The 22,714-nt window shown below is 57.0% G+C and carries 24 protein-coding genes and 1 other annotated feature; of the genes, 23 read left to right on the forward strand and 1 reads right to left on the reverse strand.

Annotation, left to right across the window (positions count from 1 at the left end; genetic code table 11):
- The first annotated feature begins 104 nt into the window (after positions 1–104).
- The 9 genes from EGY12_RS17375 to ihfA all read left to right on the forward strand — a co-directional run bounded on the left by EGY12_RS17375 (position 105) and on the right by ihfA (position 8,232).
- Positions 105–728, forward strand: coding sequence for a hypothetical protein (locus tag EGY12_RS17375; protein ID WP_123894768.1), 624 nt, complete (start codon positions 105–107; stop codon positions 726–728).
- Positions 729–943: 215 nt separating this feature from the next.
- Complete coding sequence (gene thrS / locus EGY12_RS17380) at positions 944–2,872, forward strand: threonine--tRNA ligase (protein ID WP_025159696.1); 1,929 nt, start codon at positions 944–946, stop codon at positions 2,870–2,872.
- Positions 2,873–2,875: 3 nt separating this feature from the next.
- Positions 2,876–3,427 (forward strand): translation initiation factor IF-3, encoded by a 552-nt coding sequence (gene infC, locus EGY12_RS17385; protein WP_048233542.1) that lies wholly within the window; start codon positions 2,876–2,878, stop codon positions 3,425–3,427.
- Positions 3,428–3,525: 98 nt separating this feature from the next.
- Positions 3,526–3,723 carry a 50S ribosomal protein L35 gene (rpmI, locus tag EGY12_RS17390; RefSeq protein ID WP_004931418.1) on the forward strand — a complete coding sequence of 66 codons (198 nt, stop codon included), beginning with the start codon at positions 3,526–3,528 and terminating at the stop codon, positions 3,721–3,723.
- A 43-nt stretch (positions 3,724–3,766) separates the two neighbouring features.
- Positions 3,767–4,123, forward strand: a complete 357-nt coding sequence (gene rplT / locus EGY12_RS17395; RefSeq protein ID WP_004931417.1) for a 50S ribosomal protein L20 — start codon at positions 3,767–3,769, stop codon at positions 4,121–4,123.
- A gap of 113 nt (positions 4,124–4,236) precedes the next feature.
- Positions 4,237–4,358 (forward strand) — a sequence feature (Phe leader region).
- Positions 4,241–4,285 (forward strand): pheST operon leader peptide PheM, encoded by a 45-nt coding sequence (gene pheM, locus EGY12_RS23430; protein WP_121626058.1) that lies wholly within the window; start codon positions 4,241–4,243, stop codon positions 4,283–4,285. Its footprint overlaps the feature before it by 45 nt.
- A 187-nt stretch (positions 4,359–4,545) precedes the next feature.
- The gene (gene pheS / locus EGY12_RS17405; protein ID WP_004931416.1) at positions 4,546–5,529 is read left to right on the forward strand and encodes a phenylalanine--tRNA ligase subunit alpha; all 984 of its coding nucleotides are present in this window, start codon (positions 4,546–4,548) and stop codon (positions 5,527–5,529) included.
- Between the two features lie 14 nt (positions 5,530–5,543).
- On the forward strand, positions 5,544–7,931 hold the full coding sequence (gene pheT / locus EGY12_RS17410; RefSeq protein WP_123894769.1) for a phenylalanine--tRNA ligase subunit beta: 2,388 nt from the start codon (positions 5,544–5,546) through the stop codon (positions 7,929–7,931).
- Between the two features lie 4 nt (positions 7,932–7,935).
- On the forward strand, positions 7,936–8,232 hold the full coding sequence (gene ihfA / locus EGY12_RS17415) for an integration host factor subunit alpha (RefSeq protein WP_004931414.1): 297 nt from the start codon (positions 7,936–7,938) through the stop codon (positions 8,230–8,232).
- A gap of 188 nt (positions 8,233–8,420) precedes the next feature.
- Here ihfA and EGY12_RS23535 read toward each other — a convergent pair whose 3' ends face one another.
- Positions 8,421–8,552 (reverse strand): hypothetical protein, encoded by a 132-nt coding sequence (locus EGY12_RS23535; RefSeq protein ID WP_047727673.1) that lies wholly within the window; start codon positions 8,550–8,552, stop codon positions 8,421–8,423.
- A gap of 232 nt (positions 8,553–8,784) precedes the next feature.
- Here EGY12_RS23535 and EGY12_RS17420 point away from each other — a divergent pair, with 232 nt between their 5' ends.
- The 14 genes from EGY12_RS17420 to EGY12_RS17485 all read left to right on the forward strand — a co-directional run bounded on the left by EGY12_RS17420 (position 8,785) and on the right by EGY12_RS17485 (position 22,498).
- The gene (locus EGY12_RS17420) at positions 8,785–9,195 is read left to right on the forward strand and encodes a DUF2502 domain-containing protein (protein WP_123894770.1); all 411 of its coding nucleotides are present in this window, start codon (positions 8,785–8,787) and stop codon (positions 9,193–9,195) included.
- 179 nt (positions 9,196–9,374) lie between these two features.
- Positions 9,375–10,382 (forward strand): vitamin B12 ABC transporter permease BtuC, encoded by a 1,008-nt coding sequence (btuC, locus tag EGY12_RS17425; RefSeq protein WP_123894771.1) that lies wholly within the window; start codon positions 9,375–9,377, stop codon positions 10,380–10,382.
- 45 nt (positions 10,383–10,427) lie between these two features.
- Positions 10,428–10,979 (forward strand): glutathione peroxidase, encoded by a 552-nt coding sequence (locus EGY12_RS17430; protein ID WP_123894772.1) that lies wholly within the window; start codon positions 10,428–10,430, stop codon positions 10,977–10,979.
- Positions 10,980–10,984: 5 nt separating this feature from the next.
- Positions 10,985–11,740, forward strand: coding sequence for a vitamin B12 ABC transporter ATP-binding protein BtuD (gene btuD / locus EGY12_RS17435; RefSeq protein ID WP_123894773.1), 756 nt, complete (start codon positions 10,985–10,987; stop codon positions 11,738–11,740).
- A gap of 401 nt (positions 11,741–12,141) precedes the next feature.
- Positions 12,142–13,296 (forward strand): UDP-4-amino-4-deoxy-L-arabinose aminotransferase, encoded by a 1,155-nt coding sequence (gene arnB, locus EGY12_RS17440; protein WP_089185898.1) that lies wholly within the window; start codon positions 12,142–12,144, stop codon positions 13,294–13,296.
- Positions 13,283–14,263: an undecaprenyl-phosphate 4-deoxy-4-formamido-L-arabinose transferase gene (gene arnC, locus EGY12_RS17445; protein WP_033642884.1), complete on the forward strand. Its 981-nt coding sequence runs from the start codon at positions 13,283–13,285 to the stop codon at positions 14,261–14,263. Before arnB ends, arnC begins: the two co-directional genes overlap by 14 nt.
- Positions 14,263–16,245 (forward strand): bifunctional UDP-4-amino-4-deoxy-L-arabinose formyltransferase/UDP-glucuronic acid oxidase ArnA, encoded by a 1,983-nt coding sequence (gene arnA, locus EGY12_RS17450; protein ID WP_123895623.1) that lies wholly within the window; start codon positions 14,263–14,265, stop codon positions 16,243–16,245. The genes arnC and arnA overlap by 1 nt, the downstream gene beginning before the upstream one ends.
- A complete protein-coding gene (arnD, locus tag EGY12_RS17455) occupies positions 16,242–17,147 on the forward strand; it encodes a 4-deoxy-4-formamido-L-arabinose-phosphoundecaprenol deformylase (RefSeq protein ID WP_123894774.1) in 906 nt (301 codons plus the stop codon). Before arnA ends, arnD begins: the two co-directional genes overlap by 4 nt.
- Positions 17,144–18,808, forward strand: a complete 1,665-nt coding sequence (gene arnT / locus EGY12_RS17460) for a lipid IV(A) 4-amino-4-deoxy-L-arabinosyltransferase (protein WP_123894775.1) — start codon at positions 17,144–17,146, stop codon at positions 18,806–18,808. Before arnD ends, arnT begins: the two co-directional genes overlap by 4 nt.
- A complete protein-coding gene (arnE, locus tag EGY12_RS17465; RefSeq protein WP_123894776.1) occupies positions 18,805–19,149 on the forward strand; it encodes a 4-amino-4-deoxy-L-arabinose-phosphoundecaprenol flippase subunit ArnE in 345 nt (114 codons plus the stop codon). The genes arnT and arnE overlap by 4 nt, the downstream gene beginning before the upstream one ends.
- Positions 19,146–19,538 carry a 4-amino-4-deoxy-L-arabinose-phosphoundecaprenol flippase subunit ArnF gene (gene arnF / locus EGY12_RS17470; RefSeq protein ID WP_123894777.1) on the forward strand — a complete coding sequence of 131 codons (393 nt, stop codon included), beginning with the start codon at positions 19,146–19,148 and terminating at the stop codon, positions 19,536–19,538. The genes arnE and arnF overlap by 4 nt, the downstream gene beginning before the upstream one ends.
- Before the next feature lie 176 nt (positions 19,539–19,714).
- Positions 19,715–20,179 carry an NlpC/P60 family protein gene (locus tag EGY12_RS17475; protein ID WP_016927954.1) on the forward strand — a complete coding sequence of 155 codons (465 nt, stop codon included), beginning with the start codon at positions 19,715–19,717 and terminating at the stop codon, positions 20,177–20,179.
- 59 nt (positions 20,180–20,238) lie between these two features.
- On the forward strand, positions 20,239–21,252 hold the full coding sequence (locus EGY12_RS17480) for a lipoate--protein ligase A (protein WP_123894778.1): 1,014 nt from the start codon (positions 20,239–20,241) through the stop codon (positions 21,250–21,252).
- A gap of 514 nt (positions 21,253–21,766) precedes the next feature.
- On the forward strand, positions 21,767–22,498 hold the full coding sequence (locus EGY12_RS17485; protein ID WP_123894779.1) for an EAL domain-containing protein: 732 nt from the start codon (positions 21,767–21,769) through the stop codon (positions 22,496–22,498).
- The last annotated feature ends 216 nt before the right edge of the window (positions 22,499–22,714 follow it).

Below are 22,714 nucleotides of genomic sequence, written 5' to 3' on the forward strand. Positions count from 1 at the left end.
CACCGCAGTTGACCGATAAAGGCCGACGTTTCGCATCAATTGCTACACCCCGCAGGCTCAGCTGCCTACCATAGGCGCGCTTTAAAACGATAATGAGACTGATTATGCAAGACGAGCTGAAACTTTTACTGGGGAAAATCGGCGCATTCGCGCTTTCCGGCGCTTTCTTGGCGGCCTTGGTCGGCCTGGTGTTTATCGACGTACACTGGCTGCACAACTTCGTGCATGAAACGTCATTAACCGAAGCGGCGCAGGAGCTGTTGCTGCTCGCCATCGCCGGCGGTTTTTTCGCCGCAGCCCGGCGACAGGCTGAACGCCGCTCCGCCTGGATGCTGGTCGGCGGCTTCTTTCTCTGCATGTTGATCCGCGAGATGGATTTCGCCTTCGATGCGTTGTGGCACGGCGCCTGGGTGTGGTTCGCGCTGGCGGTCGCCTTGGCCTGCCTGTGGCATGCCACCAGGCACATCGCGGCGACGGTGCGCGGCCTTGCCGATTTCGTAACGCATCCCGGCTACGGCATGATGTGCGCCGGTCTGCTGTGCATTCTGGTGTTTTCACGCCTGTTCGGCATGAGCGCGCTGTGGCAAACGCTGATGCTGGAGGGGTACAACCGGGTGGTGAAAAACATGGTGGAAGAGGGCTGCGAACTGCTGGGCTACGGCCTGTGCCTGCTGGCCACCCTGAACTACATGAAAACCGTCTTTGCGCCGGATGACGTGAAAGCGTGAGGGCGGCGCTTTATTTATCCGGAACAATTTTAGTGATACTATTCGCTTAGCCGAATGCGGCTGAGAAGGTATGCGTTCCATTCTGTATACCCAGTGAGGTTTCAATCTGGCAATTGTGGGCGAGATCTGAAACCTGGCTGACCAAACCCAAAACCCAATTTTCGTACTGCATGTGATCTGTCGTGTGGGTCACCACTGTAGATAAGGAATTATTAATGCCTGTTATTACTCTTCCTGACGGTAGTCAGCGTCATTTCGACCACCCCGTTTCCCCGATGGATGTCGCGCGCGATATCGGCCCTGGCTTGGCGAAAGCCTGTATCGCCGGCCGCGTCAACGGCGAGCTGGTTGATGCCGGCGATCTGATCGAATCAGATGCGCAGCTGGCCATCATCACCATCAAAGATGAAGACGGTCTGGAAATCATGCGCCACTCCTGCGCGCACCTGCTGGGTCATGCGATCAAGCAGCTGTGGCCGGATACCAAAATGGCGATCGGTCCGGTGATCGACAACGGTTTCTATTATGACGTGGATATCGACCGCACTCTGACGCAGGAAGACCTGGATCTGCTGGAAAAGCGGATGCACGAGTTGGCCGATAAGGATTACGACGTCATCAAGAAGAAAGTCAGCTGGCAAGAAGCCCGCGACACCTTCGCTGAGCGCGGCGAAATCTACAAAGTGGCGATCCTGGATGAGAACATCAGCCATGACGATCGTCCTGGCCTGTATCACCACGAAGAATACGTCGACATGTGCCGCGGTCCGCACGTGCCGAACATGCGTTTCTGCCATCATTTCAAACTGCAGAAAACTTCCGGCGCTTACTGGCGCGGCGACAGCAAGAACAAAATGCTGCAGCGTATCTACGGTACCGCCTGGGCAGACAAGAAGCAGCTGAACGCCTACCTGCAGCGCCTGGAAGAAGCGGCCAAGCGCGATCACCGCAAAATCGGCAAACAGCTCGACCTGTATCATATGCAGGAAGAAGCGCCGGGCATGGTGTTCTGGCACAACGACGGTTGGACTATCTTCCGCGAGCTGGAAGCCTTCGTGCGCATGAAGCTCAAAGAGTACCAGTACCAGGAAGTGAAGGGTCCGTTCATGATGGATCGCGTGCTGTGGGAAAAAACCGGCCACTGGGAAAACTACAAAGACGCCATGTTCACCACCGCGTCGGAAAACCGCGAATACTGCATCAAGCCGATGAACTGCCCGGGTCACGTGCAGATCTTCAATCAGGGCCTGAAGTCGTACCGCGATTTGCCGCTGCGCATGGGTGAGTTCGGCAGCTGTCACCGCAACGAGCCATCGGGTTCCCTGCACGGCCTGATGCGCGTGCGTGGCTTCACTCAGGATGACGCCCACATCTTCTGTACTGAAGAGCAGGTGCGTGCCGAAGTGAACGAATGTATCCGCATGGTCTATGACGTGTACGGCACTTTCGGCTTCGACAAGATCGCCGTTAAGCTGTCCACTCGTCCGGAAAAACGCATCGGCACCGACGACATGTGGACCCGAGCGGAAGAAGACCTGGCCGCTGCGCTGACCGAGAACGGCATTCCGTTTGAATATCAGCCGGGTGAGGGTGCCTTCTACGGACCGAAAATTGAATTTACCCTGCATGATTGTTTGGATCGTGCATGGCAATGTGGTACCGTGCAGCTCGATTTCTTCTTGCCGGGCCGTTTAGGCGCCTCGTATGTTGGCGAAAACAACGATCGCGTCGTGCCGGTAATGATTCACCGCGCCATTTTGGGCTCCATGGAACGCTTCATCGGTATCCTTACCGAAGAATACGCCGGGTTCTACCCGACCTGGATCGCTCCGGTGCAGGTGGTGGTGATGAATATCACCGACAGCCAGTCTGATTACGTCCAGCAATTGACCAAAAAACTGCAGGATGCAGGTATTCGCGTGAAAGCGGACTTGAGAAATGAGAAGATTGGCTTTAAAATTCGCGAACATACTTTACGTCGAGTCCCTTACATGTTGGTGTGCGGCGACAAAGAGGTCGAAGCAGGCAAAGTTGCCGTTCGTACCCGCCGTGGCAAAGACTTGGGAAGCCTGGACGTAAACGAAGTCGTAGACAAGCTGCTGAAAGAGATTCGCAGCCGTAGTCTTCATCAACTGGAGGAATAAAGTATTAAAGGCGGAAAACGAGTTCAACCGGCGCGTCCTAATCGCATTAACAGAGAAATTCGCGCGCAAGAAGTTCGCCTAACCGGCGTCGATGGCGAGCAGATTGGTATTGTCAGTCTGAATGAAGCTCTTGAAAAAGCTGAGGAAGCGGGCGTTGATTTAGTAGAAATCAGCCCAAATGCCGAACCGCCAGTTTGCCGAATCATGGATTACGGCAAATTCCTCTACGAGAAGAGCAAGTCGACGAAAGAACAGAAGAAGAAGCAAAAAGTTATTCAGGTCAAGGAAATCAAATTCCGTCCTGGCACCGATGATGGCGACTATCAGGTCAAACTACGCAACCTGATTCGCTTTCTGGAAGATGGCGATAAAGCCAAAATCACCCTGCGTTTCCGTGGGCGTGAGATGGCGCACCAGCAGATCGGTATGGAAGTGCTTAACCGCGTCCGTAAAGACCTGTGTGAAGATATGGATCTGGCAGTGGTCGAATCCTTCCCTACGAAGATCGAAGGCCGCCAGATGATTATGGTGCTCGCTCCTAAGAAGAAACAGTAAGGCTTACAAGTAATGGAACCCGCGCGGCGCTTGCGCTGTGTGGGTTTTATTCGCCCAACTGATTCGTTGTTTAACAATGCGAAGTGGATTTAATTAAAATGCCAAAGATTAAAACTGTACGTGGTGCAGCCAAGCGCTTCAAAAAAACCGGCAGCGGTGGTTTTAAGCGTAAACATGCCAACCTGCGTCATATTCTGACCAAAAAAGCAACCAAGCGTAAACGTCACCTGCGTCCGAAAGGCATGGTGTCTAAAAACGATCTGGTCCTGGTTACCGCGTGCCTGCCGTACGCATAAGCCATTTTTTTTGAATTTAGAATAAGACTTTAGGAGAGAGCATATGGCTCGCGTAAAACGTGGTGTAATTGCACGCGCACGTCACAAGAAAATCATGAAGCAGGCGAAAGGTTACTACGGTGCCCGTTCGCGCGTATATCGTGTTGCCTTCCAGGCAGTAATCAAAGCAGGTCAGTATGCTTACCGTGACCGTCGTCAACGTAAGCGTCAGTTCCGTCAGCTGTGGATTGCACGTATCAACGCAGCTGCTCGTCAGAACGGTCTGTCTTACAGCAAGTTCATCAACGGCTTGAAAAAAGCGTCGATCGAAATTGACCGTAAGATCCTGGCTGACATCGCAGTCTTCGACAAAGTGGCCTTCGGCGCACTGGTTGAGAAAGCGAAAGCAGCTCTGGCGTAAGTCAGTAAAAGAGGGAGCTTGCTCCCTCTTTTAATCTTTGTTTTCAGCGACAAATATTGACTTTTATTGGCCGCCGCTATATCACTGGTGGGCAATCATCGACAAGGTACCGCAATCATGCACGCAGCTATTTTTCGTTTCTTTTTTTACTTTAGCGCCTGATTTCAGGAGGCTTGCGCGTAAGAAAAGAAACGAAAAGTAGCGCCTAAGCCTCCCTCGTGGAGGCTTTTTTGGTTTTGGCCATCGTCTCGCCTTGTAAAGCGTTGCGGTGAAGGCAACAGGCGTTTAGCGAGCCCTGCGCCTCGCTGGAGAGCCATATTGCCGGCAACGTATTGAAAAGTCTTTGAAGATCGGCCAAAGGCGTGTTCGAATAATAGATAACAATTACTTAGGGCCATCCCGGCCAGAGGAAGAGGAAAGCAATGCCACATCTCGCAGAGCTGGTTGCCAATGCCAAGGCAGCCGTAGAAGATGCCCAGGATGTTGCCGCGTTAGATTTGGTGCGCGTCGAATATTTTGGCAAGAAAGGTCATTTCACCTTGCAGATGCAGTCTCTGCGCGACGTACCGGCGGAAGATCGTCCGGCGGCCGGCGCGGTGATCAACCAGGCCAAACAAGAGGTGCAAGACGCCCTGAACGCGCGTAAGAACGCGCTGGAAAGCGCCGCGCTGAACGCGCGCCTGGCGGCTGAAACCATCGACGTATCCCTGCCGGGCCGTCGCATGGAGAACGGCGGTCTGCATCCGGTGACCCGCACCATCGACCGTATCGAAACCTTCTTCGGCGAGCTGGGCTTCTCCGTTGCCACCGGCCCGGAGATTGAAGACGATTACCATAACTTCGACGCGCTGAACATTCCAGGGCACCACCCGGCGCGCGCCGACCACGATACCTTCTGGTTCGACGCCACGCGCCTGCTGCGCACCCAAACTTCCGGTGTGCAGATCCGCACCATGAAGAACCAGCAACCGCCGATCCGCATCATTGCGCCGGGCCGCGTTTATCGTAACGATTACGATCAGACGCATACCCCGATGTTCCACCAGATGGAAGGGCTGATCGTCGATAAAGATATCAGCTTCACCAACCTGAAGGGCACGCTGCACGATTTCCTGAACAACTTCTTTGAAGAAGACCTGCAGGTTCGTTTCCGTCCGTCCTACTTCCCGTTCACCGAGCCGTCCGCTGAAGTGGACGTCATGGGCAAGAACGGCAAATGGCTGGAAGTGCTGGGCTGCGGCATGGTGCATCCGAACGTACTGCGCAACGTAGGCATCGATCCGGAAGTTTACTCCGGCTTCGCCTTCGGCATGGGCATGGAGCGCCTGACGATGCTGCGTTACGGCGTCACCGACCTGCGCGCATTCTTCGAAAACGATCTGCGTTTCCTCAAACAGTTTAAGTAAGGCGGGAATATCACATGAAATTCAGTGAACTCTGGTTGCGCGAGTGGGTAAACCCGGCCATCAGCAGCGAAGCATTATCCGATCAAATCACCATGGCCGGCCTGGAAGTGGACGGCGTGGATCCGGTTGCCGGCGCTTTTAACGGCGTTGTCGTGGGCGAAGTGGTCGAGTGCGGCCAGCACCCGAACGCCGACAAACTGCGCGTCACCAAGGTTAACGTAGGCGGCGATCGTTTGCTCGACATCGTCTGCGGCGCGCCGAACTGCCGAACCGGCCTGAAAGTGGCGGTCGCCACCGTGGGTGCGGTGCTGCCGGGCGATTTCAAAATCAAGGCCGCCAAGCTGCGCGGCGAGCCTTCGGAAGGCATGCTGTGCTCGTTCTCCGAACTGGGCATTTCCGACGATCATGATGGCATCATTGAACTGCCGCTGGATGCGCCGATCGGTACCGACATTCGTGACTATCTGAAACTGAACGACAACACCATCGAGATCAGCGTCACGCCGAACCGCGCCGACTGCCTGGGCATCATCGGCGTCGCACGCGACGTGGGCGTATTGAACCAGGTTGCGCTGACCGAGCCGGACATGAGCCCGGTTGCCGCCACCATCGACGCCACGCTGCCGATCCGCGTTGACGCGCCACAGGCGTGCCCACGCTATTTGGGCCGCGTAGTGAAAGGCATCGACGTCAAGGCGCCAACCCCGCTGTGGATGCGTGAAAAACTGCGTCGCTGCGGTATCCGTTCTATCGATGCCGTGGTAGACGTCACCAACTATGTTCTGCTGGAGCTTGGCCAGCCGATGCACGCCTTCGATCTGAGCCGTATCGACGGCGGCATCGTGGTGCGCATGGCGGAAGAAGGGGAAACCTTGACGCTGCTGGACGGCAACGAAGCCAAACTGAACGCCGACACCTTAGTGATCGCCGATCATCAGAAAGCATTGGCGATGGGCGGCATCTTCGGCGGCGAGCATTCCGGTGTCAACGGGGAAACTCAGGACGTGCTGCTGGAGTGCGCCTTCTTCAGCCCGCTGTCGATCACCGGCCGCGCGCGCCGTCACGGCTTGCACACCGATGCTTCTCACCGCTATGAGCGCGGCGTCGATCCGGCGCTGCAGTACAAAGCGATGGAGCGCGCCACGCGCCTGCTGCTCGACATCTGCGGCGGCCAGGCCGGCCCGGTTATCGACGTGACCCATGAAAACGAACTGCCGAAGCGCGCCACCATCACGCTGCGCCGCGAGAAGCTGGATCGCCTGATCGGCCACGTGGTGCCGAGCGAGCAGGTCAGCGATATTCTGCGCCGCCTGGGCTGCCAGGTGACCGAGCAGGGCGACAGCTGGCAAGCGGTCGCGCCGAGCTGGCGTTTCGATATGGAGATCGAAGAGGATCTGGTGGAAGAAGTGGCGCGCGTTTACGGCTACAACAACATCCCGGATGTGCCGGTTCGTGCCGATCTGGTGATGACCCAGCATCGTGAAGCCGATCTGACACTGAAGCGCGTGAAGACCATGCTGGTCGATCACGGCTACCAGGAAGCGATCACCTACAGCTTCGTCGATCCGAAAGTGCAGGCGTTGCTGCATCCGAATGAAGAAGCGCTGATCCTGCCGAGCCCGATTTCGGTCGAAATGTCGGCGATGCGTCTGTCGTTGTGGACCGGCTTGCTGTCTGCGGTGGTGTATAACCAGAACCGCCAGCAGACGCGTCTGCGCCTGTTCGAAAGTGGCCTGCGCTTTGTGCCTGATAGTGCGGCAGATCTGGGTATCCGTCAGGACGTCATGCTGGCAGGCGTGATCGCCGGCCATACGCACGATGAGCATTGGGATCTGGCGCGCAAGCCCGTCGACTTCTATGATTTAAAAGGGGATCTGGAGTCTGTCCTCGAGCTGACCGGTAAATTATCCGAAATTCAGTTCCGGGCGGAAGCCAATCCGGCCCTGCATCCAGGGCAAAGTGCGGCGATTTATTTACACGGCGAACGCGTAGGTTTCATCGGTGTGGTTCACCCGGAACTTGAACGTAAACTGGATCTTAACGGCCGCACAGTAGTGTTTGAACTGGAGTGGAACAAGCTTGCGAGCCGCGCCGTGCCTCAGGCGCGGGAGATTTCGCGCTTCCCGGCAAACCGCCGTGATATCGCCGTTGTGGTGGCTGAAAACGTCCCCGCAGAAGATATTTTGGCCGAGTGTAAGAAAGTTGGCGCAAATCAGGTAGTTGGCGTAAACTTGTTTGACGTGTACCGTGGCAAGGGCGTGGCAGAAGGTGACAAGAGCCTGGCTATCAGTCTGGTATTGCAGGATACCGCTCGTACACTGGAAGAAGAGGAGATAGCCGCTACCGTTGCAAAATGCGTAGAGGCTCTAAAACAGCGATTCCAAGCATCCTTGAGGGATTGAACCTATGGCGCTTACTAAAGCTGAAATGTCAGAACACCTGTTTGAGAAGCTTGGGCTTAGCAAACGGGACGCCAAAGACCTGGTGGAACTGTTCTTTGAAGAGGTCCGTCGGGCCCTTGAGAATGGCGAACAGGTAAAACTGTCGGGTTTTGGCAACTTTGATCTGCGTGACAAGAACCAACGTCCGGGGCGTAACCCGAAGACCGGCGAAGACATTCCGATTACGGCGCGCCGCGTGGTGACTTTCCGTCCGGGGCAGAAGTTGAAAAGCCGGGTAGAAAACGCCAGCCCGAAAGGGTGAGTGACGTGACATCAAAAAAGGCCGCTTGCGCGGCCTTTTTCTTTTCTGGGAAAAATTCAGTTTATTCTTAATCTGCAATGTGAAGATTAAAACTATTCATTAAAGCACTTCGGCAAAAAATCATTTAACCCAAATTGCGGAACATTCTTATATCTTATTTTGCTTGATGAGTAACCTTATTTTTTATTTCAATAACGGCCGTAATAATGACCAGGGCCGTCGCCGCGGTGGCCGCCGCCCCAGTGCGGGCCCCAGCAGCAGGCGCTGAGGCTTGAAGCCAGGGCCACAACGGCCAGCAACATACCTATACGTTTAATCATCTTATTATCCTCCGGTGGAAATCCGCTTAATTATAATTGCCGCGCTGCTTGAGAGGCGTCAGTTATTCGTTAAGCCTTGTCAGTGGTTATGATAATTAAAGGTGGTGGCAAACAGTGTAGGGATTGCGTAAGGCCGTCGAAAACGATCTGAAAATAGGCATCGATGAGATAGTCGTTAAATAAGCGCGCTGATATAACCACAGCAGCAAGAAAAATAGAGTGAGAAGACAAAATGAAAAAGATCCTGTTGCTGGTGTGTTTCCCGCTGTTGCTGCCGCTGGTGGCGCAGGCCGATGTGTCCGTCGATATCAACGTGCCGGGCGTTTCTCTGCATCTGGGGGATCAGGACCGTCGCGGCTACTACTGGGATGGTTACGACTGGCGTCCACCGCAGTGGTGGCATGCGCACCAGGGCCGCGGCCTGGGTGAGCGCAATGCGCGCGGCATGTACTGGGACGGCGGCCGCTGGCAACCTTCGCCGCCGCGTGGCTATGAACATCGCGAGTCGGAACGCAGCGGCAATCCGTTCCACGGCGATCGCGATAATCGCGACCGTCGTCATGACGATCGGGGTGACCATGATCGCCGCGATGACGGCCGCGGCCAGCCTTATCCACCGGGCAACGCCGGCCCACATCGTTAATCCCTGAGTTTATCGGCGGCTGGTTTTGCCATCATCATGGTGATGACGGGCAGGGCCAGCCGCTGCTTTCCTGCGCCATCGCCTACACAAGGCTTCCCCTTGCGGCGTTAACCCCCTAATATTCGACTCAGACGTCAATTATCCGGCCACGACAGCGGCCGGCAGGGAACCGCCGCGCCATGCCAACCAGCCGTACTTTCACCTTACTGTTGCAACATCAGCGCTACCGCGATAAACGCCAGGTCACTCTGCTGGCGCTGGGTGTAGCGCTGGCGTTGCTGTTCAGCCTCTGCGCCGGTGACCAATGGATATGGCCGTCAGAGTGGTTCAGCGATCGGGCGCAGCTGTTTGTTTGGCAACTGCGTTTACCACGCGCGCTGGCGGTGATGTTGGTCGGCGCCGCCCTGGCGGTGGCGGGCGCGGTGATGCAGGCGCTGTTTGAGAACCCGCTGGCGGAGCCGGGTCTGCTGGGGGTGGCTAACGGCGCCGGCGTCGCGCTGGTGTTGACGGTGCTGTTGGGGCACGGTTTGTTGCCGGTGGCGCTGATGAGCGCCGCCGCGATAGCCGGTGCCTTGGCGATGACTTTCTTGCTGTTGGGCTTCGCTCGTCGCCGGCGCCTGACCAATGCGCGGCTGTTGCTGGTTGGCGTGGCGCTGGGCATCGTGTGCAGCGCGCTGATGACCTGGGCGGTCTATTTCAGCACCAGCCTCGATCTGCGGCAGCTGATGTACTGGATGATGGGCGGCTTCGGCGGCGTCGACTGGCGGCAAAAGTGGCTGGTGCTGGCGCTGCTGCCGGTGCTGCTGTGGTTGTGTGGCCAGGGCAGAGCGCTCAACCTGATGGCGTTGGGCGAGGTGCAGGCGCGGCAACTTGGGCTGTCGCTGCATCTGTGGCGTAACCTGTTGGTGCTGGCGATCGGCTGGCTGGTCGGTGTCAGCGTGGCGCTCGCCGGAGTGATCGGCTTTGTCGGGTTGGTGATCCCGCATATTTTGCGGCTCACCGGTCTGACCGACCAGCGCTATCTGCTGCCGGCCTGCGCGCTGGCGGGGGCCGGGGTGTTGCTGGTGGCTGATGTGATAGCCCGCGTTGCGCTGCTGGCGGCCGAGTTGCCGATCGGCGTGGTGACCGCCACGCTGGGGGCTCCGCTATTTATCTGGTTACTGACCCGAGCAAAAGGCGTAAGGTAGTTTTCTTCATTCACCTGCCATTAAAAAACCAAAGGATGACAACCGATGAGCAAGCCAATCTATAACCTGCCGTTACAAACTATCGAAAATCAGGCGACCACGCTGGGCGCCTACCAGGGTAAGGTGCTGCTGGTGGTCAACGTGGCCTCGGAGTGCGGCCTGACCAAGCAATATGAAGGGCTGGAAGCGCTTTACGAAACCTATCGCGATCGAGGGCTGGAAGTGCTGGGGTTCCCATCCAATGAATTCCTGGGCCAGGAGCCGGGCAGCAACGAAGAGATCCTGGCGTTTTGCCGCGGCACCTTCGGCGTGCAATTCCCGATGTTCGCCAAGATTGAGGTGAACGGCGAGCATCGTCATCCGCTGTACCAGGCGCTGATTGCCGCACAGCCGGATGCTGTCGCACCGCAGGGCAGCGAGTTCCTGGCGCGGATGACCAGCAAAGGGCGTGCGCCGAAGCACACCGGCGATATTCTGTGGAACTTCGAGAAATTTCTCATCGCGCGCGACGGCACGGTGATCCAACGCTTCTCACCTGACACCACGCCGGAAGATCCTGCGCTGGTGGCGGCGGTAAAACAAGCGCTGGCAGGATAAGACGGATGCTGCAACTCGTTGATGTTGGGGTGACGGGGCGCCTGGCGCCTTTTTCGACACAGGTTGACGGCGGGTTGCAGGTCCATCTGATCGGCCCAAACGGCGCGGGAAAGAGCACTCTGTTGGCGCGGGTGGCGGGCATGCTGCCGGGGCTGGGTGAAGTCAACCTGGACGGGCGCGCGCTGTCTGATTATCCCGGGGACGAGCTGGCGCGCCGACGCGGTTATCTCAGCCAGCAACAGCCGCCGGTGTCGCTGATGCCGGTGTTTCAGTATTTGGCGTTGCATCGTCCTGCGGCAACGGCGCAAACCGCTGTGGAACACGCCATCCTCTATCTGTGCCAGCGCCTGAAGCTGGTGGATAAACTGTCACGGATGCTGACGCAACTTTCCGGTGGCGAATGGCAGCGTGTGCGGCTGGCGGCGGTGTTGCTGCAGGTGTGGCCCAGCGTCAACCCGCACAGCCGATTGCTGTTGCTGGATGAGCCGACCAACAGTCTGGACGTGGCGCAGAAAGTGGCGCTGGATCGCTTGCTGCGTGAGTTTTGCCAAAGTGGGCGCAGCGCGCTGGTGTGCGCGCACGATCTGAATCATACCCTGCAGCAGGCAGATCGAGTTTGGTTGCTGCACGCCGGGCGGTTGGTGGCGCAGGGTGCCACGCGTGAGGTGATGGCGCCTGCGCTGCTGTCGCAGATCTATGAGGTGGATTTCCACCTGCAATGGGTGGGGGACCAGCGTTGGATCATGACCCGCACGGCTTAAATCGCGGCGACGGCGTGGCATAACGTAAACGAAAACTAAACGCAGTGGATATAAATAGCTGGGTAATTATCGGCTAATATTGGGCTGCCTCTCATTTTCTTATCGATTTCCTTGAAAAACGTCGATGACGTGCTACGCTTGATTCGGCAAAAATAAAATACGTAAATAATTATTAATAAATATAAGAAATTGATTTTAATAATGATTTTAAATCGATGATGGCGACACCCACCAATCAGTTGACCCACTGATGACAAGTCTCGTCTTAAGGTTTAGTTAAGCTTGCGGCCTTACATTGGCAGTTAATCCACGGAAACGATTCTTCTCTGGCGTTTAATATCCGTTAAACGAAAGGGATTTACAGTGTCATCAAAAGCAGTTCGATACGTTTGGGGTTAACTATGGATCAATTTTTGCCTTTCTCTCGTCCGGCCATCGGCGATGAAGAAATCGCCGCGGTAGAGAAAGTGTTGCGTTCCGGTTGGATCACCACCGGGCCGCAAAACCAGCAGTTGGAAAGCGACTTCTGTTCCACCTTCGGCTGTAAGCATGCGATCGCCGTCAGTTCCGCCACGGCGGGCATGCACATCACTTTGATGGCGCTGGGCATCGGCCCCGGCGACGAAGTCATCACCCCTTCGCAAACCTGGGTTTCCACACTCAACATGATCGAGCTGTTGGGCGCCACGCCGGTCATGATCGACGTTGACCGTGATACGTTGATGGTCAGCGCCGCCGATGTCGAAGCTGCTATCACCCCGAAAACCAAAGCGATTGTACCGGTGCACTACGCCGGCGCTCCTCTGCAGATGGACGCGCTGCGCGCCGTGGCCGAACGCCACGGTTTGCCGTTGATCGAAGACGCCGCCCATGCGGTTGGCACACGCTATAACGGCGAATGGGTCGGCGCACGCGGGACGGCGATTTTCTCGTTCCACGCCATTAAAAACGTGACCTGCGCCGAAGGCGGCCTGATCGCTACCGACGACGATGCGCTGGCAGATCGCCTGCGTTGCCTGAAGTTCCACGGTCTGGCCGTCGATGCCTTCGATCGCCAGCAGCTTGGTCGCAAACCGCAGGCCGAAGTGGTGGAACCGGGTTACAAATACAACCTGTCCGACATTCACGCGGCGATCGCCGTGGTGCAGCTGTCGCGCTTCGCTGAGCTGAACGCGCGCCGTAAGGCGCTGGCACAGCGCTACCTGAGCGCGCTCGAAGGCTCGCCGTTCCAACCGTTGGGCGTGCCGGATTATCCGCATGACCACGCCTGGCACCTGTTTATGGTGCGTGTCGATCCAGAGCGTTGCGGCATCGATCGCGATCGGTTGATGGAGCGCCTGAAAGAGGTTGGCGTCGGCACCGGGCTGCATTTCCGCGCCGCGCACACCCAGAAATTCTACCGTGAGCGTTATCCGCAGCTTTCCTTGCCGAATACCGAATGGAACTCGGCGCGGCTGTGCACCTTACCGCTATTCCCTGATATGACCGACGCCGACGTGGATCGCGTGGTCAATGCCTTGTCTTCTGTTGTGGAGTCTTTACGTGTCTCGCGTTGAACCGATTAAAAAAGTGTCGATAGTCATCCCGGTATACAACGAGCAGGAAAGCCTGCCGGCGTTGCTGGAGCGTACTACCGCCGCTTGTAAGCAGTTATCTCAACCTTATGAAATTATCCTCGTCGACGATGGCAGCAGCGACAACTCCGCCGACATGCTAACCGCAGCGGCGGAAAAGCCGGACAGCCACGTCATCGCCGTTTTGCTGAACCGCAACTATGGCCAGCACTCGGCCATTATGGCCGGTTTCAACCAGGTGACCGGCGATCTGGTGATTACGCTGGACGCCGATCTGCAGAACCCGCCGGAGGAGATCCCTCGTCTGGTCAGCGTGGCGGAAGAGGGCTATGACGTGGTGGGCACCGTGCGCGCCAACCGTCAAGACTCCTGGTTCCGCAAAAGCGCTTCGCGCGTGATCAATATGATGATTCAGCGCGCTACCGGCAAGTCGATGGGGGACTACGGCTGCATGCTGCGCGCTTACCGTCGTCATATCGTTGAGGCGATGCTGCACTGCCACGAGCGCAGCACCTTTATCCCGATTCTGGCAAACACCTTTGCCCGCCGCACGACCGAGATCGACGTGCGCCACGCCGAGCGCGAGTTTGGCGATTCCAAGTACAGCCTGATGAAGCTGATCAACCTGATGTACGATCTGATCACCTGTCTGACCACCACGCCGCTGCGTTTGCTCAGCGTGGTCGGCAGCATCGTGGCGCTGTCCGGGTTTGTGTTGGCGCTGGTGCTGATTGCGCTGCGTCTGCTGCTCGGCCCTGAATGGGCCGCCGGCGGCGTGTTCACCCTCTTCGCCGTGCTGTTCACCTTTATCGGCGCCCAGTTTGTTGGCATGGGGCTACTGGGTGAATACATCGGCCGCATCTATACCGACGTGCGCGCACGTCCTCGCTATTTTGTTCAGAAAGTGGTCGGCGTACAGCAGGACCACAATACTCAGGAAGAAGAATGATGAAAGCTATTGTATTTGCTTACCATGATATTGGCTGCGCAGGTCTGAAAGCGCTGACTGAGGCGGGTTATGATGTGCAGGCCGTATTTACGCACACCGACGACCCTGGTGAGAACAACTTCTTCTCCTCCGTGGCCCGTTTGGGCGCCGAATTGGATCTGCCGGTCTACGCGCCGGAAGACGTGAACCACCCGCTGTGGGTTGACCGTATTCGCGACCTGCAGCCGGACGTGATTTTCTCGTTCTACTACCGCCACATGCTGAGCGACGAGATCCTCTCGCTGGCACCGCAGGGCGGTTTCAACCTGCACGGTTCGCTGCTGCCGCACTACCGTGGCCGCGCCCCGGTGAACTGGGCGCTGGTGAACGGCGAAACTGAAACCGGCGCCACGCTGCACAAGATGGTGAAACGCCCGGACGCCGGTGACATCGTTGGTCAGCAGAAAGTGACCATCGCCGACAACGACACTGCGCTGACGCTGCACAAAAAAGTGCTGGAAGCCGCGCAGGCCGTATTGAAAGAGCAGCTGCCGAAGCTGAAAAACGGCACGGCCACCTTCACCAAGCAGGATGAGTCTCAGGCCAGCTACTTCGGGCGCCGCACTGCAGCGGACGGCGAGATCCTGTGGCACAAGTCTGCCAGAGAGATCAACAACCTGGTACGCGCCGTCACGGAACCGTACCCGGGTGCCTTTAGCTACCTCGGCCAGCGCAAACTGATCGTCTGGCGCTCTCGCGTGCTGGATACCCAACACGACAAACAACCGGGCACCGTGCTGAGCACCTCGCCGCTGGTCATCGCCTGTGGCGAAGGCGCGCTGGAGATCGTCGCCGGCCAAAACGACAGCGGTCTGTACGTGCAGGGCAGCCGCCTGGCGCAGGAAATGGGCATCGTCACCGACGTGCGTCTGGCCGCCAAGCCGAACGCCGTAATGAAGCGTCGCACCCGCGTGCTGATCCTCGGGGTCAACGGCTTCATCGGTAACCACCTGACCGAGCGCCTGCTGCGTGACGATCGCTACGACATCTACGGTCTGGATATCGGTTCTGACGCCATCAGCCGCTTCCTCGACAACCCGCGTTTCCACTTCGTGGAAGGTGATATCAGCATCCACTCCGAGTGGATCGAGTATCACATCAAGAAATGCGACGTGGTGCTGCCGCTGGTGGCGATCGCGACGCCGATCGAATACACCCGTAACCCGCTGCGCGTGTTCGAACTGGACTTCGAAGAGAACCTGAAGATCGTTCGCGACTGCGTGAAATACAACAAGCGCATCATCTTCCCGTCCACCTCAGAAGTGTACGGCATGTGCGACGATAAAGAGTTCGACGAAGACCATTCGCGTCTGATCGTCGGGCCGATCAACAAACAGCGTTGGATCTACTCGGTCTCCAAACAGCTGCTGGATCGGGTAATCTGGGCTTACGGCGCTAAAGAAGGCCTGAAGTTCACGCTGTTCCGTCCGTTCAACTGGATGGGGCCGCGCCTGGATAACCTGGACGCTGCGCGCATCGGCTCTTCCCGCGCCATCACCCAGTTGATCCTCAACCTGGTGGAAGGTTCACCGATCAAACTGATGGACGGCGGGGCGCAGAAACGTTGCTTCACCGACATCAACGACGGCATCGAAGCGCTGTTCCGCATCATTGAGAACCGCGACGGCCTGTGCGACGGCCAGATCGTCAACATCGGCAACCCGACCAACGAGGCGAGCATTCGCGAGCTGGCGGAAATGCTGCTGGAAAGCTTCAACAACCACCCGCTGCGCGACCGCTTCCCGCCGTTTGCCGGCTTCAAGGACGTTGAGAGCAGCAGCTACTACGGTAAAGGTTACCAGGACGTCGAACACCGCACGCCGAGCATCAAGAACGCTCACCGCCTGCTGGGCTGGCAGCCGACCATCGAGATGAAGCAAACCGTCGCCGATACGCTGGACTACTTCCTGCGCACTACCGTTCAGGAAGGGAACGGTGCATGAAGAAAGTCGGTCTGCGGGTTGATGTAGATACCTTCAGCGGCACCCGTGAAGGGGTGCCGCAGTTGCTGGACCTGTTCGACAAGTACGATATTCAGGCCAGCTTCTTCTTCAGCGTGGGACCGGACAACATGGGGCGCCATCTTTGGCGCCTTTTGCGTCCGAAATTTCTGTGGAAAATGCTGCGTTCGAACGCCGCCTCGCTGTACGGCCTGGACATTCTGCTGGCTGGCACCGCCTGGCCGGGGCGCAACATTTCACGCGCGTTGGGGCCGTTGATGAAGCGTACCGCCGAAGCCGGCCATGAGGTGGGGCTGCACGCCTGGGATCACCAGGGGTGGCAGGCCAAGGTCGGCAAGTGGAGTGAGGCGCAGTTGACCGAGCAGGTGCAGCTGGGCGTCGACGCCCTGAGCGCCTGCACCGGCCAGCCGGTGAAATGCTCCGCCGTGGCGGGCTGGCGAGCCGATACGCGCGTGCTGGAGGTCAAGCAGCGTTTCGGCTTCCATTACAACAGCGATTGCCGCGGTACCCATCCGTTCCGTCCGGTGCTGAGCGACGGGCGTCACGGTACGGTGCAAATTCCGGTGACGTTGCCGACTTTCGACGAAGTGATCGGCAGCGAAGTCAGCATGGCCGACTTCAACGACTACATTTTGCGCGCCATCGAGAACGATCGCGGCGTGCCGGTGTACACCATTCACACCGAAGTGGAAGGCATGTCGCAGGCGGCGATGTTCGAACAGTTATTGCAACGCGCACAGCAGCAGGGCATCGAATTCTGTCCGCTGAGCGCGCTGTTACCACAAGATTTGGCGTCACTGCCGTTGGGCCGCATCAAGCGCGCTCCTTTCCCCGGCCGCGAAGGTTGGCTGGGCTGTCAAACCGATGTGAAGGACGTTACATGAAGGCGCTAAAAGGATCCTGGGCCATTCTGCTGGCCGTTTTTTTTGCTCTGGTTTACCTGATCCCGCTTAACGGCCGCCTGCTGTGGCAGCCAGATGAGACGCGTTATGCCGAGATCAGCCGTGAAATGCTGCAGCGCGGCGATTGGGTTGTGCCGCACCTGCTGGGACTGCGCTACTTTGAAAAGCCGGTGGCGGGTTACTGGTTCAATAACATCAGCCAGTGGCTGTTCGGCGAAAACAACTTTGCGGTGCGTTTCGGCTCGGTGTTCAGCACCGGCATGACCGCATTGCTGGTGTTCGCGCTGGCGATGCTGATGTGGCGCAATGCGCGCCGCGCCAGCCTGGCGATGCTGATGTTCCTGTCGATGGTGCTGGTGTTCAGCATCGGTACCTATAGCGTGCTCGATCCGATGATCTCGCTGTGGCTGGCGGCAGCGATGGTCAGCTATTACCTGACGCTGAAAGCCACTTCTGTTAAAGGCAAGCTGGGCGCTTATGCGCTGCTGGGCTTGGCCTGCGGCATGGGCTTTATGACCAAGGGCTTCCTGGCGTTGGCGGTGCCGGTGATCGCGGTGATCCCGATCGTCATCCAGCAACGCCGTATCAAGGATCTGCTGTGCTACGGCCCGGTGGCGATCGTGACCGCTACGTTGCTCAGCCTGCCATGGGCGCTGGCGATCGCGCAACGCGAACCCGATTTCTGGAATTACTTCTTCTGGGTCGAACATATTCAGCGTTTCGCCGAAGATAACGCCCAGCACAAGGCGCCGTTCTGGTATTACCTGCCGATCCTGCTGGGTGCGGTGCTGCCTTGGCTGGCGCTGCTGCCCGGCGCGCTGCTCAAGGGTTGGCGCGAACGCGTACAGCGTCCGGAGCTGTTCTTCCTGCTGAGCTGGGCGATGATGCCGCTGATCTTCTTCAGCATCGCCAAAGGCAAACTGCCGACCTATATTCTGCCGTGCATGGCGCCGCTGGCGCTGCTGATGACCGCCTATGCGGAAGACTACGCCGCCACGCTGCGCGCCAGGCTGTTCAAGGCCAACGCTTGGCTGAACGGTCTGTTCGGCCTGATCGGCATCGTGGCGCTGGTGGTGTTGAGCTCCGGCCTGCTGCCGAAAGCCCATCTGTTTACCGCGCAGGAGTGGCCTAAGGTGGTTCTCGGCCTGATCGCCTTCGGCGGCTGGCTGCTGTTCGCGCTGGTTTCCGTTCGTGATAATGGCCGTCAATGGCGCTGGGCGGCGGCTTGCCCGGTGCTGCTGTGCCTGGTGATTGGCTACGCCATCCCGCAACAGGTGACCGATTCCAAGCTGCCGCAGAACTTCGCGCGCGCCACGATGGGCGAGCTGGGCGACAGCCGCTACGTGCTGACCGACAGCGTCGGGGTAGCGGCCGGTCTGGCCTGGGAACTGAAGCGTAGCGATGTGCTGATGTACAGCCAGAAAGGCGAGGTGGCCTACGGTCTGGAGTATCCGGACGCCAAGGGCCATCTGATCAGCGACGCCGACTTCCCGCAGTGGCTGGCGCAGGCGCGCAAACAGGGGAATGTGTCCCTGGTGCTGCAACTGTCCCGTGGCGAAGCGTTGCCGCAGGAGCTGCCTGCCGCAGACAAGGTGGATCGTATGAATCGCCTGGTGCTGATGTGGTATAAACAGCAACCATGATGGGTTTTTTGTTGGTGGTTGTGGTCAGCCTGCTCACCTGTGGTGGGCAGCTGTGCCAGAAGCAGGCGGCGCACTGTTGGGAGCGGGCGGAGGAGTCGCGGCTGAAGCAGACGCTGCGTTGGCTGGCGCTGGCGGTGCTGTTGCTGGGGCTGGGCATGGCGGTGTGGCTCAATGTGCTGCAACGCCTGCCACTCAGCCTGGCTTACCCGATGCTCAGCTTGAACTTCGTGATGGTGACGCTGGCGGCGCGCTGGCTGTTTCATGAGCCGACGACCGCGCGCCACTGGTGCGGCGTAGCGTCGATTATGTTGGGGATCCTGCTGATGAGCGTGCATTCATGAAGGGCTATGCCTGGGGCGCTGCCAGCGTGTTGCTGGTGACGCTGGCGCAGTTGCTGATGAAGTGGGGCATGGCGCAAATCCCGCTGATGTCGTTCGCCGACGTCTCTTTGGCGTTGATCGGCGACTACTGGCTGCCGCTGTTGGCGGTGGGCGGCGGGATCTTCGGTTATGCGCTGTCGATGCTGTGTTGGTTCTTTGCGCTGCGTCACCTGCCGTTAAACCGCGCTTATCCTCTGCTGAGCGTCAGCTACGCATTGGTCTATCTGGCGGCGGTGATCCTGCCGTGGTTTAACGAATCCGCTACGCTGCTGAAAACGTTGGGTACGCTGTTTATTCTGTTCGGCGTCTGGCTAATTAACAGCAAATCCGAGACAAAATCGCCGGAATAGGGTCAAAACCGGCGATCCTGCTATTATCTCCCTCATGGCGCTTGCCTTTTTCCCCGTGCGGGAGATAAATTAACGCCAAATAGCGCTCTCCTTACGTGGTGCCGGCTTTGCCTCGCAGGCGGTGTGGTGGTGTACCGATTGGCATAATGCGGCAGCGTGTTCAATGAAGGGATATTATGCGGATGCGTGTGTGGTTTTTATTAGCCAGTTTGATCCTCGCCGGTTGCAGCAGCCATGCGCCGCCGCCCAGCGGCCGCCTGGCGGACTCTATCGTGGTGGTGGCCCAGCTCAACGAGCAATTGCGCCAGTGGTATGGCACGCCATACCGTTACGGCGGTCTGGATCGCGGCGGGGTAGATTGTTCCGGCTTTGTTTATCGCACGTTCCGCGATCGTTTCGATATGCAACTGCCGCGTTCGACCGAAGAACAAACCTCGCTGGGCACCAAGGTCTCGCGTGATGAGCTGATGCCGGGCGATCTGGTGTTTTTCAAAACCGGCGGCGGTGAGAACGGCCTGCACGTCGGTATCTACGATACCAACGATCAATTTATCCATGCTTCGACCAGTCGCGGAGTGATCCGCTCCTCGCTCGATAACGTCTACTGGAAGCGGGTGTACTGGCAGGCGCGACGCATTTAGCCTTAACCCATTGATTTGGTGTATCATGGCGGCATCATGTGTTTTGAACGGTGCCTGCCATGAACAGTCTGCGTTTACTGATCTCCGACTCCTACGATCCCTGGTTCAACCTGGCAGTGGAAGAATGCATCTTCCGCGAGATGACCACGCAAAAAATCCTCTTCCTGTGGCGTAATGCCGAAACAGTCGTGATCGGTCAGTCGCAAAACCCCTGGAAAGAGTGCAACACCCGGCGCATGGAGCAGGACGGCATTCGGCTGGCGCGGCGCAGCAGCGGCGGCGGGGCGGTATTTCACGATCTGGGCAATACCTGTTTTACCTTTATGGCCGGCAAACCGGGTTACGACAAAAGCGTCTCGACCGACATCATTCTGCAAGCGCTGCGGCAATTGGGTGTCACGGCCGGCGCGTCGGGACGCAACGATCTGGTGATGGAGACTGCCGACGGTCCGCGCAAAATATCCGGCTCGGCCTATCGAGAAACGCAGGATCGCGGTTTCCACCACGGCACGCTGCTGCTGAACGCCGATCTGGAGCGGTTGGCGGACTACCTAAATCCGGATCCCAAAAAACTGCAGGCCAAAGGCATCACCTCGGTGCGTTCGCGCGTCGCCAATTTGGCGGAGTTTTTGCCGGGCATCAGCCATGAGCAGGTGTGCGGAGCCATCGTGCAGGCCTTCTTCGCCCACTATGGCGAGACAGCCGAGCCGGAGATCATTTCGCCGGACGTGTTCCCCGATTTGCCCGATTTTGCCGCGCAGTTCGCCAAACAGAGCAGCTGGGAGTGGAATTTCGGCAAGGCGCCGGCGTTCAGCCATCTGCTTAACGAACGCTTCGTCTGGGGCGGCGTGGATTTGTTCTTCGATGTAGAGAAGGGGATGATCGTCCGCGCACAGGTGTTCACCGACAGTTTGAATCCCGCCCCGCTGCAGCGGCTGGCGGAAGCGCTGGTGGGCTGCGCGTATCGCAGCGAGCCTGTTGCCGCCTGCTGTGACCGACTGATGGCGGAGTATCCGCAACAGGCGGCCGAATTGACAGAGCTGCGGCAATGGCTGAGCGAAACGATCCGTTAACCCGAGATCGTGGTGGTGAAGGGATGAGCGTGCTCATCCCTTTTTTTATCGCTGAAATTGACGTTTCGCAGGTGCGGTAGCGCAAATTTTATGAAAATCAAGGTGGGCATTTTTTTACGTTTTCAATGCCACGAATAACGAGAGGAATTGATGTGTTATTAGATTTAATCAGTCATCGTTAACGACAGGAAAAATTGATGTTACGGCAGAAAGATTATTTTACTTTATTTAAGATTTTTCTTAAATAAAACAAAGGAGATAAGTCAAATTTAGCCCTTCATCCATTCTACTTAAGCCAAATATCTTTTCACATCACGCGTTGGGTGAGGAAAATGGCATAAGTTCGGCTGCTTTTCTTTTGCGCCTTTCGCGATTGTCGTATAGCTTTAATCTATCAATTAAATGATATTTCATGGGTATTTACATTGATATTTCCGATTAATCCCAGAAGGATTGATCGATAAAATATATTGATATACGATGATACGCTAGCCATTCATCCTGTGGCATTAAAATGAACATCCAACTCGAAGCTGACTTTATTAGTAGCTATGTTTTTCAACCTGTTTACTCAATGGAGGGCAGGCTGTTGGCGGTGGAAATGTTGAGCCGTTTCAACAGTCCCGACGGTGATTTAGCCATGCCGGCCGAAATTGGGATTAATTTATTGGCACCTGAACAAAGGATTGAGTTATTTAATGAGCAATTGAAACTTGCAGAGCGGCATGCGGCCTGGTTTACCGGTAACAGCGTGCAGTTGACCATCAATATCGAAGAAACCATCGTTGAGCTTATTCTTTCCGATCCGGCGTTGTGCCAATGGATCAGGCAATATCCTTTTATTGCATTCGAAATGAGTGAGAGTTTTCCGAATCTTTCGGCCGGGAAGAACAACCCGAGCGTGCAGCGATTAAGCGAAATGTTTACGCTATGGCTCGATGATTTCGGTTCCGGTAAAGCCACCTTAGCCGCGCTGTATGATGGTTTGTTTGACTACGTAAAGATAGACAAGCGTTTTTACTGGCAGCTGTTTACCCATCAGGGGTATGACGTGGTCATCGACTCGTTGTTAAAGAATATCAACCTGTTGTGTAAAGGCGTGATCGTCGGAGGAATAGAGAAAAAAGAGTACTTTAATAAACTCAGATACGCCGGTGTTTTAGGCCTGCAAGGTTTTTTATGGCCCAGCATTGGTGTGGATAATCTGCAAGCTTTGCTGGCGAAGCCCAGCGAGTTCAATAATTAAGAAGTGATATAAAAAACTACACACAATGAGGTAAATAATGTGCGGGATGATGTTTGTCGTGATTCCGTCGCCGTTATTCGCCATCGTTTTTGAGCTGATGACACCGTTTGTCAGCCTGCGTTAAATCGCGTTTCCTCCGTTAGGCGCAAACGCCAAACTCCCCGCATCCGTCCTGGCGACAGGCGGATGCGTTCTCCCTGCATTCCTTCGGTGTTA

Source organism: Serratia sp. FDAARGOS_506 (genome assembly GCF_003812745.1).
Lineage (GTDB): Bacteria > Pseudomonadota > Gammaproteobacteria > Enterobacterales > Enterobacteriaceae > Serratia.

Coding starts and splice junctions, on each gene's coding strand:
- EGY12_RS17375 (WP_123894768.1), top strand. CDS start 105: ATGCAAGACGAGCTGAAACTTTTACTGGGGAAAATCGGCGCATTCGCG.
- thrS (WP_025159696.1), top strand. CDS start 944: ATGCCTGTTATTACTCTTCCTGACGGTAGTCAGCGTCATTTCGACCAC.
- rpmI (WP_004931418.1), top strand. CDS start 3,526: ATGCCAAAGATTAAAACTGTACGTGGTGCAGCCAAGCGCTTCAAAAAA.
- rplT (WP_004931417.1), top strand. CDS start 3,767: ATGGCTCGCGTAAAACGTGGTGTAATTGCACGCGCACGTCACAAGAAA.
- pheS (WP_004931416.1), top strand. CDS start 4,546: ATGCCACATCTCGCAGAGCTGGTTGCCAATGCCAAGGCAGCCGTAGAA.
- pheT (WP_123894769.1), top strand. CDS start 5,544: ATGAAATTCAGTGAACTCTGGTTGCGCGAGTGGGTAAACCCGGCCATC.
- ihfA (WP_004931414.1), top strand. CDS start 7,936: ATGGCGCTTACTAAAGCTGAAATGTCAGAACACCTGTTTGAGAAGCTT.
- EGY12_RS23535 (WP_047727673.1), bottom strand. CDS start 8,552: ATGATTAAACGTATAGGTATGTTGCTGGCCGTTGTGGCCCTGGCTTCA.
- EGY12_RS17420 (WP_123894770.1), top strand. CDS start 8,785: ATGAAAAAGATCCTGTTGCTGGTGTGTTTCCCGCTGTTGCTGCCGCTG.
- btuC (WP_123894771.1), top strand. CDS start 9,375: ATGCCAACCAGCCGTACTTTCACCTTACTGTTGCAACATCAGCGCTAC.
- EGY12_RS17430 (WP_123894772.1), top strand. CDS start 10,428: ATGAGCAAGCCAATCTATAACCTGCCGTTACAAACTATCGAAAATCAG.
- btuD (WP_123894773.1), top strand. CDS start 10,985: ATGCTGCAACTCGTTGATGTTGGGGTGACGGGGCGCCTGGCGCCTTTT.
- arnB (WP_089185898.1), top strand. CDS start 12,142: ATGGATCAATTTTTGCCTTTCTCTCGTCCGGCCATCGGCGATGAAGAA.
- arnA (WP_123895623.1), top strand. CDS start 14,263: ATGAAAGCTATTGTATTTGCTTACCATGATATTGGCTGCGCAGGTCTG.
- arnD (WP_123894774.1), top strand. CDS start 16,242: ATGAAGAAAGTCGGTCTGCGGGTTGATGTAGATACCTTCAGCGGCACC.
- arnT (WP_123894775.1), top strand. CDS start 17,144: ATGAAGGCGCTAAAAGGATCCTGGGCCATTCTGCTGGCCGTTTTTTTT.
- arnE (WP_123894776.1), top strand. CDS start 18,805: ATGATGGGTTTTTTGTTGGTGGTTGTGGTCAGCCTGCTCACCTGTGGT.
- arnF (WP_123894777.1), top strand. CDS start 19,146: ATGAAGGGCTATGCCTGGGGCGCTGCCAGCGTGTTGCTGGTGACGCTG.
- EGY12_RS17475 (WP_016927954.1), top strand. CDS start 19,715: ATGCGGATGCGTGTGTGGTTTTTATTAGCCAGTTTGATCCTCGCCGGT.
- EGY12_RS17480 (WP_123894778.1), top strand. CDS start 20,239: ATGAACAGTCTGCGTTTACTGATCTCCGACTCCTACGATCCCTGGTTC.
- EGY12_RS17485 (WP_123894779.1), top strand. CDS start 21,767: ATGAACATCCAACTCGAAGCTGACTTTATTAGTAGCTATGTTTTTCAA.